Annotated in this window: 12 protein-coding genes; 9 read left to right on the forward strand and 3 right to left on the reverse strand. The window is 67.3% G+C overall.

The features are described from left to right. The first annotated feature begins 120 nt into the window (after window positions 1-120). From kdgD to AC3ANU_RS00665, 4 genes are all read left to right on the forward strand, one after another. Entirely contained in the window at window positions 121-1,035 is a 915-nt protein-coding gene (kdgD, locus tag AC3ANU_RS00650) for a 5-dehydro-4-deoxyglucarate dehydratase (protein ID WP_377204385.1), read from the forward strand. A 28-nt stretch (window positions 1,036-1,063) separates the two neighbouring features. Next, window positions 1,064-2,668 (forward strand): aldehyde dehydrogenase (NADP(+)), encoded by a 1,605-nt coding sequence (locus AC3ANU_RS00655; protein WP_377204384.1) that lies wholly within the window; start codon window positions 1,064-1,066, stop codon window positions 2,666-2,668. After that, a complete protein-coding gene (locus AC3ANU_RS00660) occupies window positions 2,665-3,993 on the forward strand; it encodes an enolase C-terminal domain-like protein (RefSeq protein ID WP_488315238.1) in 1,329 nt (442 codons plus the stop codon). The genes AC3ANU_RS00655 and AC3ANU_RS00660 overlap by 4 nt, the downstream gene beginning before the upstream one ends. Window positions 3,994-4,111: 118 nt before the next feature. Continuing rightward, a complete protein-coding gene (locus tag AC3ANU_RS00665; protein ID WP_134165293.1) occupies window positions 4,112-5,464 on the forward strand; it encodes an MFS transporter in 1,353 nt (450 codons plus the stop codon). Here the strand turns inward: AC3ANU_RS00665 and AC3ANU_RS00670 are convergent. Then, complete coding sequence (locus tag AC3ANU_RS00670) at window positions 5,461-6,690, reverse strand: beta-ketoacyl-[acyl-carrier-protein] synthase family protein (RefSeq protein ID WP_488315239.1); 1,230 nt, start codon at window positions 6,688-6,690, stop codon at window positions 5,461-5,463. The two genes, AC3ANU_RS00665 and AC3ANU_RS00670, sit on opposite strands and share 4 nt — an antisense overlap. A gap of 6 nt (window positions 6,691-6,696) precedes the next feature. Next, window positions 6,697-8,310, reverse strand: coding sequence for a peptide chain release factor 3 (locus tag AC3ANU_RS00675; RefSeq protein WP_134165294.1), 1,614 nt, complete (start codon window positions 8,308-8,310; stop codon window positions 6,697-6,699). Window positions 8,311-8,505: 195 nt separating this feature from the next. Here AC3ANU_RS00675 and AC3ANU_RS00680 point away from each other — a divergent pair, with 195 nt between their 5' ends. The 3 genes from AC3ANU_RS00680 to disA all read left to right on the forward strand — a co-directional run bounded on the left by AC3ANU_RS00680 (window position 8,506) and on the right by disA (window position 10,697). Further along, window positions 8,506-8,748 carry a hypothetical protein gene (locus AC3ANU_RS00680; RefSeq protein ID WP_056388374.1) on the forward strand — a complete coding sequence of 81 codons (243 nt, stop codon included), beginning with the start codon at window positions 8,506-8,508 and terminating at the stop codon, window positions 8,746-8,748. Between the two features lie 75 nt (window positions 8,749-8,823). Beyond that, the gene (locus tag AC3ANU_RS00685; RefSeq protein ID WP_018770948.1) at window positions 8,824-9,324 is read left to right on the forward strand and encodes a 2'-5' RNA ligase family protein; all 501 of its coding nucleotides are present in this window, start codon (window positions 8,824-8,826) and stop codon (window positions 9,322-9,324) included. A 296-nt stretch (window positions 9,325-9,620) separates the two neighbouring features. Next, window positions 9,621-10,697, forward strand: coding sequence for a DNA integrity scanning diadenylate cyclase DisA (gene disA, locus AC3ANU_RS00690; protein WP_018770949.1), 1,077 nt, complete (start codon window positions 9,621-9,623; stop codon window positions 10,695-10,697). A gap of 49 nt (window positions 10,698-10,746) precedes the next feature. Here disA and AC3ANU_RS00695 read toward each other — a convergent pair whose 3' ends face one another. Continuing rightward, window positions 10,747-11,451 carry a hypothetical protein gene (locus tag AC3ANU_RS00695; RefSeq protein ID WP_056388599.1) on the reverse strand — a complete coding sequence of 235 codons (705 nt, stop codon included), beginning with the start codon at window positions 11,449-11,451 and terminating at the stop codon, window positions 10,747-10,749. A gap of 177 nt (window positions 11,452-11,628) precedes the next feature. Between AC3ANU_RS00695 and AC3ANU_RS00700 the strand changes: the two genes are divergently transcribed. Then, window positions 11,629-12,555 (forward strand): HhH-GPD family protein, encoded by a 927-nt coding sequence (locus AC3ANU_RS00700; protein ID WP_056388601.1) that lies wholly within the window; start codon window positions 11,629-11,631, stop codon window positions 12,553-12,555. 65 nt (window positions 12,556-12,620) lie between these two features. Next, window positions 12,621-13,052 carry a DUF3592 domain-containing protein gene (locus tag AC3ANU_RS00705; RefSeq protein ID WP_488315240.1) on the forward strand — a complete coding sequence of 144 codons (432 nt, stop codon included), beginning with the start codon at window positions 12,621-12,623 and terminating at the stop codon, window positions 13,050-13,052. The last annotated feature ends 60 nt before the right edge of the window (window positions 13,053-13,112 follow it).

Below are 13,112 nucleotides of genomic sequence, written 5' to 3' on the forward strand. Positions count from 1 at the left end.
TGCAGCAAAGGTATCAACGCATATAAAAATGCACTTAGACAGGCATCGAGGGCGCTCCTACTGTGGGAACGGAATCATCAGCCTGCCGCCCGCGGCGCACACACCCGGAGGACCCACACCGTGGCAAAGTACACACCCCAGGAACTGGCGGACACGCTCAAGGAAGGCCTGCTGTCCTTTCCCGTGACCCCGTTCGATGCCCAGCTCCAGGTCGATGAGGAGAACTACCGCAAGCACCTGGCGTGGCAGGCGAGCTTTCCGGTGGCGGGCCTGTTCGCGGCCGGCGGCACCGGCGAAGGGTTCTCCCTGACTCCTGCCGAGTCGGAGCACGTGGTGCGGACAGCCGTCGACGAGGTGGGCAGCCGCATCCCCGTCCTTGCCTCCGCCGGTGGCTCCACGGCGCAGGCCATCGAAAATGCGAAGGCTGCCGAGGCTGCCGGCGCAGAAGGCATCCTCCTCCTGCCCCCGTACCTCACGGAGGCAGACCAGGACGGGCTCGTGGAACACGTCAGCGCGGTCTGCCGGGCCACCTCCCTGGGCGTCATCATCTACAACCGGGCCAACGCCATCTACCGGGACACCACGGTGGCAACCCTCGCCGAGCGGCACCAGAACCTGATCGGCTTCAAGGACGGTGTGGGCGACCTGGAACACGATGCCCGCGTTTACGCCAAGCTCGGCGACCGCCTCTTCTACCTGGGCGGCCTCCCGACCGCCGAGACCTTCGCCCTTCCCCTCCTGCAGCTCGGCATGAGCACGTACTCCAGCGCCATGTACAACTTCGTCCCCCAGTTCGCACTGGACTTCTACCAGGACGTCCGCAACCAGGACCGGGCCGCGGTGAACAGGAAGCTCAACGACTTCGTCATCCCCTACCTGGACATCCGCGACCGCGTGAAGGGCTACTCTGTTTCCATCGTCAAAGCCGGCCTTGATGCCGTGGGCCGTCCCGCCGGCCCGGTGCGGCCGCCGCTGCAGAACCTCAACGATCAGGACTTCGCGGACCTCAAAGCCCTGATCGCCACCGTTTCCTAGCCGTCGCTGCAGACACAGGAGCCCCACCATGACCCTTAACGGACATTCACTCATCGCCGGCCGGCCCGTTACCGGCGAAGGCAAAACCACCAGCGGGTTCAACCCGGCCACCAACCAGGCCCTGGAGCCCGCCTACTCGCTGATCACGGAAGAACAGTTGAAAGCCGCCACGGCAGCGGCCGCCGAGGCCTTCCCGTCCTTCAGCACCCTTGACCCGGAAACCCACGCGTCCTTCCTCGAAGCGATCGCGGACAACATCGACGCCCTGGGCGAGGAACTGATCATCCGCGCCGGCCAGGAAACAGGGCTCCCGGCGGCGCGGCTCACCGGTGAGCGGGCCCGCACCACCGGCCAGCTTCGCCTCTTCGCGGACGTGGTGCGGCAAGGCGACTTCCGCGGCGTCCGCATCGACCCCGCCCTCCCGGACCGGACCCCGCTCCCCCGGGCTGACATCCGGCAGCGGCAGCTCCCCCTGGGTCCCGTCGCCGTGTTCGGCGCCAGCAACTTCCCGCTGGCGTTCTCGACGGCGGGCGGAGACACCGCCTCGGCCCTCGCCGCAGGCTGCCCGGTGGTCTTCAAGGCCCACAACGCCCATCCCGGCACCAGCGAACTGGTGGGCCAGGCGGTGACCCAGGCCGTCAAGGACGCAGGGCTGCACCCCGGCGTGTTCTCCCTGATCTACGGTCCCGGTTCCAGCATCGGCCAGGCCCTCGTGGCGGACCCCGCCATCAAGGCGGTCGGCTTCACCGGCTCCCAGGCTGCAGGCATCGCCCTGATGAAAACCGCGGCCGCCCGCCCCGAGCCGATTCCCGTGTACGCGGAGATGTCGTCACTGAACCCGGTCTTTGTCTTCGAGGGCGCCCTCGAGGGCGACGTCGACGCCCTTGCACAGCAGTACGTCACCGCCGTCACCGGAAGTTCCGGCCAGCTCTGCACCTCCCCCGGACTCCTGTTCGCCCCCGAAGGCGAGGCAGGGGACAAACTCGCTGCCGCCGTCGGACGTGCCGTGTCCGCCTGCGCCGGTCAGACCATGCTCACCGAAGGCATTGCCAAGTCCTGGAACGCCGGGACGGAAAACCTTGGCGCGGCAGCCGGCGTCGAACTCATCGGCCAGGGCACTCCCGGCCCCACCGAGAACGCCCCGGCGCCCACCATCTTCGGCACGGGCGTCACCGAATTCACCAGCAACCACGTCCTGCATGAGGAAATCTTCGGCGCCGCGTCCCTGGTGATCCGCTACAGCTCCATCCAGGACCTCCTCCAGGCAGCCGGCCGGATGGAAGGCCAGCTCACCGCGTCCCTGCAGCTCACCGAACAGGACTATCCAACAGCGGCGCCGCTTATCCCCGTCCTGGAGCAAAAAGTGGGACGTATCATTGTCAACGGCTGGCCCACCGGCGTCGAAGTCGGCCACGCCATGGTCCACGGCGGCCCCTTCCCTGCCACCTCGGACTCGCGCACCACCTCCGTTGGAACCCTGGCGATCAACCGCTTCCTGCGTCCCGTGGCCTACCAGAACCTCCCCCAGGAACTGCTCCCGGCAGCCCTGCAGGACGCCAACCCCTGGCACCTCAACCGGCGCATCGACGGCGAAGTGGTTTCCGCCGCAGAGAAAGCAGAGAGCAACGCATGAGCAACCAGCCCACCATTGCCGCCATCGAAGTTGTACCGGTAGCCGGCTACGACAGCATGCTGATGAACCTCAGCGGCGCCCACGGCCCTTTCTTCACCCGCAATGTGGTGATCATTACCGACTCGGACGGCCGCACCGGCCTCGGTGAGGTTCCCGGCGGCGAAAAAATCCGCAGCACCATCCAGGAAGCCGGCGTCCTGATCAAGGGCAAGCCCGTGGCCCGGTACCGCTCCCTGCTGCGGGAAATCGCCGCGGGATTCGCGGACCGGGACGCCGGCGGGCGCGGGCTGCAGACGTTCGACCTGCGCACCACCGTCCACGCCGTCACCGCCGTCGAGTCCGCCCTGCTGGACCTGCACGGCCAGTTCCTCGGCGTTCCCGTCGCGGAACTGCTCGGCGACGGGCAGCAGCGGACGTCAGTGCCGATGCTCGGGTACCTGTTCTTCATCGGCGACCACACGCGAACCGACCTGCCTTACCTGGTGGAGGAGTCGCCGTCGGACCGCTGGGAAATACTCCGGCGCCAGGAGGCCATGACTCCGGAAGCCGTCGTTGCGCTGGCCGAAGCCGCCCAGGAACGCTATGGCTTCTCCGACTTCAAGCTCAAGGGCGGCGTGCTGTCCGGCGACGACGAAGTGGACGTGGTCACGGCACTCGCCAAGCGGTTCCCGGAGGCCAGGGTCACGCTCGACCCGAACGGCGGCTGGCTGCTGGAGGAGGCAATCCGGTTGGGCAAGCGGATGCAGGGCGTGGTGGCGTATGCAGAGGACCCCTGCGGCGCCGAAGGTCGGTTCTCCGGCCGCGAAGTGATGGCCGAGTTCCGCCGGGCCACCGGACTGAAGACCGCCACCAACATGATCGCGACGGACTGGCGCGAAATGTCGCATGCCATCCGCAGCAACGCCGTGGACATCCCGCTGGCCGATCCGCACTTCTGGACCATGCACGGCTCGGTCCGGGTGGCCCAGCTGTGCAACGAGTTCGGCCTCACCTGGGGCTCGCACTCCAACAACCACTTCGACATCTCGCTGGCCATGTTCACCCACACCGGAGCCGCCGCCCCCGGTGGGATCACGGCACTGGACACGCACTGGATCTGGCAGGACGGACAGGGCCTCACCAAGGAGCCGCTGCAGATCAAGGGCGGCGCCATCGAAGTCCCGGCGACTCCCGGCCTGGGGATCGAGCTGGACCGGGACGCGCTGGACAAAGCGCACCAGCTGTACCTTGAGCACGGCCTGGATGCCCGTGACGACAGCATCGGCATGCAGTACTACATCGACGGCTGGTCCTTCGACCCCAAGCGGCCGTGCCTGGTCAGGTAATGGGCCAGGCCACGACAGCCAAGTCGCGACAGCAGGTAACGAAAGCCGGCAACCGCAAGTCCGGTAAGTTTCTCCAAGGCCCCCGCCTTGCCAACACCCCTCCCAAAGGAAACATTTAATGAAGTCTGTGGACAACGCCGTCCTGGACCTGGCATCTGCCACCAGGAAATTCTTCAAGCGCGTGCTCCCGGTCATGCTGGTCATGCTGGTCTGCAACCAGCTGAACCGCTCAAACATCGGCTACGCCCAGGACCACCTCCAGGCTGACGTGGGAATCGGCGCCGCCGCTTATGGTTTCGGTGCCGGCCTGTTCTTTATCGCCTATGCCATCTTTGAGCTCCCCAGCAACGTGATGATGGAAAAATACGGCGCCAAGGTCTGGCTGACCAGGATCATGGTCAGCTGGGGCATCGTCTCCTTCCTGATGGCGTTCGTGCAGAACGAGACCATGTTCTACGTCCTGCGGTTCCTCCTGGGCGCCGCAGAGGCCGGCTTCTTCCCGGCCGTCATCTTCTACTTCGCCCGCTGGGTTCCTGCCGGCCAGCGCGGAAAGGCAACGGCGGTCTTCATCGCCGGTTCCTCGGTTGCCGCGGCGATTTCCGGCCCCATCGCCGGCATGCTGCTGAGCCTCAACGGCGCCCTGGGAATGCGCGGCTGGCAGTGGCTCTTCGGGTTCGAAGGCATTCTGTCCGTCCTGGTGGGCGTCACTGTGTTCTTCCTGCTGGACGCGAAAATCGCCGATGCCAGGTGGCTCTCCCCCGCCGAAAAGGACGCGCTGTCCCAGGCCATCGATGCGGAGGACGCCGGGCACGCCAAGGCGGAGAGCGGAAAGGTCAACCGCTGGAAGATGCTGCTGAACCCGCAGATCCTGCTCCTGTGCGGCATCTACTTCGCCATCCAGCTGTCCATCTACGCCAACACCTTCTGGCTGCCAAGCATCATCAAGCGGATCCCCGGGACCACCGACCTCTCCGCAGGTTTCCTCTCCTCCATCCCCTGGATCTGCGCCGTGTTCGCGATGTACTTCGCGGCGAAGTGGCAGGACAAGGCCAGGTCCAGGAAGCCCCTGCTGGTGGTCGCGCTCCTGGTGGCAGCCATCGGTACCTACGCGGCGGCCGTGGCCTCGCCCGGGCTGGCGCTGGTGTTCCTGGCCGTAGCAGCCATGGGGTTCAAGAGCGCCTCACCGCTGTTCTGGACCATCCCGCAGTCCGGACTGCACCCGCTGGTGCTGGCTCCGGCCATCGCCATCATCAACTCGCTGGGCAACCTGGGCGGGTTCGTGGCACCTTTCGGTTTCGGCATCATCAAGGAGCAGACCGGCAGCGTCATTCCGGGACTATTCGCCCTGGCTGCGGCTTCGGCGGCGGCAGCCGGGCTGGTCTACTTCCTGAAGGAACGCCGCAGCGGGGCTGAGGCGTCGCCCGAGACGCCGGAACTGCCCAACACGGCGCCGCTCCCCAGCAGGGCCTAACCCGCGGTAAGCACCAGCGCCACGCTGTGGCCGCCAAAACCGAAGGCATTCACCAGCCCGGCCGGGGCATAACCCGGCGGAAGCTGGTGGGTGCCTTCGGTGAGGACGTTAAGGTCCACTTCCGGGTCCAGCGCTTCCACGTTCAGCGTCCCGGGGACCTTCCCGGTCCGCAGCGCTTCGAGGACCACGACGGCGGCCAGGGAACCGGCGCCGCCCAGCAGGTGGCCGGTATGCCCCTTGGTGGAAGTGACCGGCACGTCAGCGCCGAAGACGGCGTTGATCGCCTGGCCCTCCAGCCGGTCCCCCACAGGGGTGGAGGTGGCGTGCGCGTGGACGAATCCGATATCAGCCGGCCGCATGCCCGCCGAGTCCAGCGCCTTCTGCATGACCCGCCGCTGCATGGCGGGGTCCGCGGCCACGATGTCGTTCGCGTCGGAGGTCACGGCTCCGCCTGCCACGGCACCAAGGACGGCGGCGCCGCGGGCACGGGCGTGCTCCTCGCTCTCCAGCACCACCACGCCGGCGCCCTCTGCCAGCACAAACCCGTCGCGGCCGCCGTCGAACGGGCGCGAGGCCAGCTTGGGGTCATCCGACCGGGTGGACAGGGCACGGATCTGGGAGAAGCCGGTGATCACAAGGTCGTTGACGGAGGCGTCCACGCCGCCGGCAATCACGACGTCGGCAGCACCGGAGCGGATCATCTCGGCTGCCTGGACAATCGCCTCAGCCCCGGAGGCGCAGGCGCTGACAGGCGTCCGGGCGCCGCCACGGGCGCCAAGGTCGATGGACACCCACGCGGCCGGACCGTTGACCATGAGGCGGGTGAGGGTATGCGGCGAAACCTTCCGGGGGCCCGATTCGGCCAGCACCCGGTCCTGCTCGATGGTGGAACCGAGCCCGCCGTAAGCGGAGCCGATCACCACGGCGAACCGCTCCGGATCCACCTCGTTGGCGCCGGCCTGCGCCCATGCCTCGCGCGCCGCGATCAGCGCCAACTGGCCGCACCGGTCCATCCGCTTCATCTCGCGGGTACTGAGGTGCTCCGAAAGGTCTGCGGTGACCTGCCCTGCGATTTTGACGGGCAACTGCCCTGCCCAGTCCTGCTCCAGCGGCCCGATCCCGGACCGGCCCTCAAGCAGGGCCTCCCAGGTTTCCTTGACGCTGGAACCCAGCGGGTTGATGGTGCCGGCGCCGGTGACCAGCGCGCGTGGTTGTACTGCCGTCATGGTTGGCTACTTTGCGGGGTTATGGGTGCCGATGGGCACGAGCGTCAGGTCGGGGTGGTTCTTCTCGATCCGCCGGAGCGCCCAGACGTCGTTGAACAGGGCGAGGTATTCGCCGTCGGACCGCAGCAGCACCTCCGCGCCCGGGACGTTTGCCAGCGCGGGCATGGCATCCGCAGTCGAAATCCTGGCCAGGGAGTAGGGCAGGCGTTCCAGGCGCATGGGTGCGCTGAAGTCGTGCGCCATGCGGTCCTCCACCACTTCGAACTGCATGGGCCCGACGGCGGCAAGCACCGGAGCCTGGTCACCGCGGACGTCGGAGCGGAGCACCTGGATGACGCCCTCGTGTTCCAGCTGCTCAATGCCGCGGCGGAACTGCTTGAACTTGCTGGGGTCCTTGGACCGGGCCACCTGGAAGTGCTCGGGGGCAAACAGCGGGATGGCCGGGTATTCCACCGGGTTCTCAAGGAACAGGCTGTCGCCCACGCGCAGCGAGGACGCGTTGACCAGGCCCACCACGTCACCGGGGTAGGCCTCGTCAATGACTTCGCGTTCGCGGCCGAACACCTGCTGTGCGTACTTGGTGGCGAAGGACTTGCCGGTGCGGGTCTGGGTGACCACCATGCCGCGCTCGAAGACGCCCGAGCAGACGCGGATGAAGGCCACGTGGTCGCGGTGCGCCTTGTTCATGCCGGCCTGGACCTTGAAGACGAACCCGGAGAACGGGGATTCCACGGGACGGGGGTTTCCGTCCACGTCGGGGCGGGGCGCTGCCGGCGGGGCGAAGTCCACCAGCGCGTCCAGCAGTTCCTTGACGCCGAAGTTCAGCGCAGCGGAACTGAACAGGATGGGGGTTGCCCTGCCGGCATGGAAGGCGTCGACGTCGAACTCCAGGTTGGACTCAATCACCAGCCCGGCCTCGTCCACCGCATCAGACCAGTTGCTGCCCTGGTTTTCCGCCGCTTCCTCGGGAGTGAAGTACTCGGTGATGGCGATCTGTGCTCCGGCGTTGTTGCGCTGGAACCGGGCGAAGCGGTCGTTGCGGAGGTCCCAGACGCCGCGGAAGTCACCGGAGATGCCCACGGCCCAGGTCAGCGGCATGGGCTGCAGCCCGGTGCGCTCGGTGATCTCGTCCATCAATGCCAGGGCGTCCAGGCCCGGGCGGTCCCACTTGTTGATGACCGTGATGATGGGCAGGTTGCGCTGCTTGCAGACCTCGAAGAGTTTCATGGTCTGGGTTTCCAGGCCCTTGGCGGCGTCCACCAGCATCACGGCGCAGTCGACGGCGGCGAGCACGCGGTAGGTGTCCTCGGAGAAGTCGGCGTGGCCGGGGGTGTCCAGAAGGTTGATGACGGTGTCCCGGTAGGAGAACTGCAGGGCCGCGGAGCTGATGGAGATGCCGCGGTCCTTTTCCATCTGCATCCAGTCCGAGACTGTTTCCTTGCGGTTGGCCTTGCCACTGGAAGCGCCCGCGGTGCCGATCACCTTTGCGTGCAGCGCCAGCGCTTCGGTGAGCGTTGACTTGCCCGCGTCAGGGTGGGAGATGACAGCGAAGGTCCTGCGGCGGCCAGCCTCTTTGTGGATACCGGAGATCCGGGCGGGGGTCAGGACATCTTGGGACACGGTGCTACTTTCGCTGCGGTTGTGGCTGCCCAGGTGTCTTTCGGGTACTGCGCTGCGACTCGAGGGCGGGGAAGGTGATTGGCAAACGGCCAAAGTACAGTTTATCGCAGGGCTGCAAACCGGACGGGTTCCGCTTAACGCGGGCGAAACCGGACGTTCAAGGCGGCGAAATGCGGGGCAGTTAGCTTTGGGCGCATGATGCATGGCGCCACTTTCACCGGCAACCTTTTTTTCGACCCCCTGGCCACCAACCTGGGCGCCAACGCGGGTGCGGTCCTTGGCACCGCCGCGGCCCAGCCGCCGGGTTCGGCCCTTCCTACCGGCCCGTCCCGGAAACGGGGAGTGCAAACAGCGGCTGAACACAAAGCACTCCGTGCCGCTTCACTGTCGAAAGTCAGCCGGGATTTGGAGCGGATGCTCAGGGACCGGAAGCGCTGACGTCCCCGCGGCGGCAAAACCTGGCAGGCGTGGGGGTGCCCGGCAACGGATACCCGGCAACGGCATGATGGGTTCATGCGCAGCATCGAGTTGGTCTTTGACGGCCCCACCGAATCCCTGGTCAGGGCTGACTGGGCGCGGCTCGCGGCCGCCGGCCTCCCCAGCCTGGCAGGGCATACCTCCCCCAGCAACAGCCCGCACATCACCCTTGCGGCAGGCACGGACCTGGTTGCCGCCCGGGAAGGTCCCTGGGAGGTGCTGCCCGTGGATGTCACCTTCTCCGGAGCGGTCGTCTTTCCCGCCGGCGCAGGAAAATATGTCCTTGCCCGCGCGGTGCTGCCGACTGCTCCCCTGCTGGACCTGCACGGAATCCTGCACCAGGGCCTGTCAGGGGCGCTGCCGCTGACGTGTCCGGGGGCGTGGACACCGCACGTCACCATCTCCCGGCGTATTCCCGGCCATCAGCTCGGAACGGCGGTGGACCTGCTGGACCTGCGCCTCGAGGGCCGCTGCACGGGAGCGCGGCTCTGGGACAGCAGCACCAGAACGGTCACACCCCTGGGAGCCTCCGCCTGAGCAACCCGCTGAAAGGCAGAGCTAAGGCCGGGCAGGGTCAAAGCCGGGGCAGGGTTGAAAATGGCGGGGGCCCAAAGCGGCGAAAGTGGCCGCCCCGCAATGCCCCCAACCAGCGTTTTTGCCGCCGTTCCGGGCACCCCCTAATGGGGCACTTTGGGGCTTGCCCGTGCGGAAGTTGGGTTTCTTACCCCTATCATTGAGCTTGCGGGAATCAGTGCACTTTTTGATCCTGCCGGCAAACTGCGGACGCCGGCATTCCTGCGGGTGGCGGTCCGCACCTTTGAAGGGAAAAACCTATGGCGCGGAGCCCCGAAGAATCGCTGAGGGCCACTCTGGGCAGGGTTGCACCCGGAACGCCCCTCCGCGACGGCCTGGAACGGATCCTCCGCGGACGCACCGGCGCACTGATCGTCCTCGGCTCCGACCGCACCATCGATTCCATCTGCTCCGGCGGATTCGATATCGGCATCGAATTCTCGCCCACCCGGCTGCGCGAACTGGCCAAGATGGACGGCGCCATCATCTGCGACAAGGATGCCGGCAACATCCTGCGTGCCGCGGTCCAGCTGGTCCCGGACTCAAGCATCGAAACGCAGGAATCGGGCACCCGCCACCGCACGGCGGAACGGGTGGCCAAGCAGACCGGGGTCCCGGTCATATCCGTGAGCCAGTCCATGCAGATCATCGCCCTGTACGTCAACGGGTTGCGGCACGTCCTGGAGGGCTCGGAAAACGTCCTTGCCCGCGCCAACCAGGCCCTGGCCACCCTGGAGCGCTATGTTGCCCGCCTGGACCAGGTCACCAGTTCGCTCTCGGCCCTGGAAATCGAGGCAATGGTGACGGTGCGCGATGTGGCCGTGACCCTGCAGCGGCAGGAGATGGTGCGCCGCATCTCGGAGGAAATCTCGCAGTACGTCCTGGAACTTGGCGAAGACGGCCGGCTCCTCTCGCTCCAGCTTGACGAGCTCACCGTGGGCCGTGGACCGGGCAGCGACGTGATCATCCGCGACTACGCCAGCCCCAACGCCTCCGCGGAGGACATCGAAAAGGCCGTCAATGAACTGGTCAGCCTGGGCCCGACAGAGCTGATCGATCTCGGCAAGATCTCCGCGATCGTGGGGTTCGCGGGCGGCGAGGCAAACCTCGATGCCGTCGTCCAGCCCCGCGGATACCGGCTCCTGTCCGGCCTGAAGGCGGTTCCCAAGGCGGTAGCGGACCGGCTGGTGGACCATTTCGGTGGCCTGCAGTTCCTCATGGCGGCCACCATTGACGACCTCATGACCGTTGACGGCATCGGCGACCAGCGCGCCCGCACCGTGCGTGAGGGGCTCAGCCGGATGGCCGAAGCAAGCCTCCTGGACCGCTTCCTGTAACCCCAAGCCCCAACCCCACGGCCCGCTCCCACCATGCCGGCGGGATGCGTCAGTTCAGCTGGAAGACGGCCTTTGGACTGGCCCGCGAGCCAAGCTTGGCGGTGAAGATGTAGTAAGCGCCACCGCCGCCGGGTGCCGCCGCCACGGCCTTGCAGCCATCGGCACTGCGGGTCCGGTTCCATGGAAAGTTCGCGGTTTCGCTGGCGCCGGGCGCGATCACCTTCACCAGGTCCTCGCTGGACGCCTGGCAGTCCTTGGACGAGAAGATCCGGTCGGAACCGCTGGTCACCAGGAATTCCATTTGCGAGGTACCGATGTTGACCTCACAGGGGACGGTGCCGCCGTTGGTCACCTTCAGGGTGAGCATCGGGTTTTCCCCCGGCCCATAGGCGGGCTTGTCAGTGGACGCCGAAACAGTCACCAGGTTCTGGTTGCAGGAGGGGGCAGCGGAGGCAGTGGGCGACGGCGTGGCGGACGGGGTTGCCGAGGCGGACGCAGAGGGACTGGCGGCAGCAGACGGGGAAGCCTGGGAGGTGGCCGGATCGGCGGAAGACGGCTGCGTGGAGGACGCCTGCTGCGAACCGCCCTTGAAGGCACCGGCCAAGGCGAAACCACTGATCACGAGCGCAATCACCAGCAGGAGCGCGCCGCCAACAACCAGGCGGCGGCGGCGGTACACGGCGGCGCTGGGCTTCCGGACGCTGCTGGAACCGGATGCCGTGCCGCGTGCTGGTGAATCGCCTTGCCTGCCCATCCTCCTAGGCTAGGGAACGCCGCCGGATCTGCACTGCCACCACGCCGCCGGAGGCCCATCGCACTGGTCAGACCCCTGTTTTTCAGCCCGCCCGAACCTATCCACTACAGTGTTGGCATCGACACTGAAACCTCCACCGCCGCCCGCTCCGCGGTCGCTCCCACCGGTCCTGCAGACCTGGAGTTGCTCCATCGCCGGATCAACTCCTGGTTCGCCGGAATCGCCCGGGACCTGCCCTGGCGCGAACCTGGCTGCTCGCCGTGGGGTGTGCTGGTCAGCGAGATCATGCTGCAGCAGACCCCCGTGGTCCGGGTCCTCCCGGTCTGGCACGAGTGGCTCAAGCGGTGGCCCACGCCGGCCGGCCTGGCCGGCGAACCGGCAGGTGAAGCGGTCCGTTCATGGGGCCGGCTGGGCTACCCCCGGCGTGCCCTTCGCCTGCACGCCGCAGCCACAGCAATCGTCGAGGACCACGGCGGCCATGTCCCCGGCACCTACACGGAACTGCTGGCCTTGCCCGGAGTGGGCAGCTACACGGCCGCCGCGGTGGCCGCCTTCGCATATGGCCGCCGCGAGACTGTGGTGGACACCAACATCCGGCGGGTGCACGCCCGCCTGGTGTCCGGCGTCGCGCTCCCCGCGCCTGCACTGACCGCTGCGGAGATGCGGTTGGCCGCCGCCCTGTTGCCGGACGACGACGAAACCTCCGTGCGCTGGAACGCTGCGGTCATGGAACTGGGGGCGCTGGTGTGCACGGCCCGGGCACCCAAGTGCGCTGCCTGCCCGGTGAAAGACTCCTGTGCGTGGCTCGCCGCGGGTGAGCCCCCGCCGTCGTACGTTCCCAAAGGCCAGGCGTGGCACGGCACTGACCGCCAGGTCCGCGGTGCGGTGCTGGCCGTGCTGCGGCTGGCCGAAACTCCCGTGCCGGCCGACATGTTCCAGCGCGAGCCCGCCGACCTTGGGTTCACCGCCGAGGGCATCGGCGTGCCCCTCGCCGCGCTGCACCGGCTCAACTCCGCCCCCGAGCAGCTGGAGCGGGCGCTGGCGGGACTGCTGGCGGACGGCCTCGCCGAGATCCACGACGGCGGCTACCGGCTCCCCGCCTGACCTGCCGCACCCTCAAGGGCCAGGCCGGGATGGCATACTTCTTGGTGACCGGAACCGGGGGAGCCATGAAAACCATTCTGTACATCGTGTGGGCATTGTTCGTTGCCGCCGCGATATTTTCGCTGGTCCGTGCGGCCCGCAGGACCAGGCGCCAGGAACAGCAGATGGCGGCCTGGCCCAAGGTACAGGCGACCGTCACCGGCAGCACCACCGGCTGGACCAGCGGCGTGGGCGGCGCCAACCGGAACCTCCGCCACTACCCCACCTACCAGTTCACCGATCCGCAGGGCACCCTCTTCATGGGCAAGTCGGAGATCTCCGGGGTGGAGCAGCCTGTGCCGGGAGCCCTCATCGAGGTGGCCTACAACCCGCAGAACCCCAACGAATCCCTGCAGGTTTCCCCGGAGCCGCGCACCGCCATGGGCTGCCTGATCGCGTTTTTCTCGGTCTTTGCCATCGCGCTCTTCTGGTTCATCGGCATCTTCCCGCTGGGTTAGGCCGTGGAGGCATAACAATGCTGCCTTCAATTGACGCCGATCCGGCCCTGCGCGGGGCCG

It is taken from the genome of Arthrobacter sp. SDR-2R, assembly GCF_057747955.1.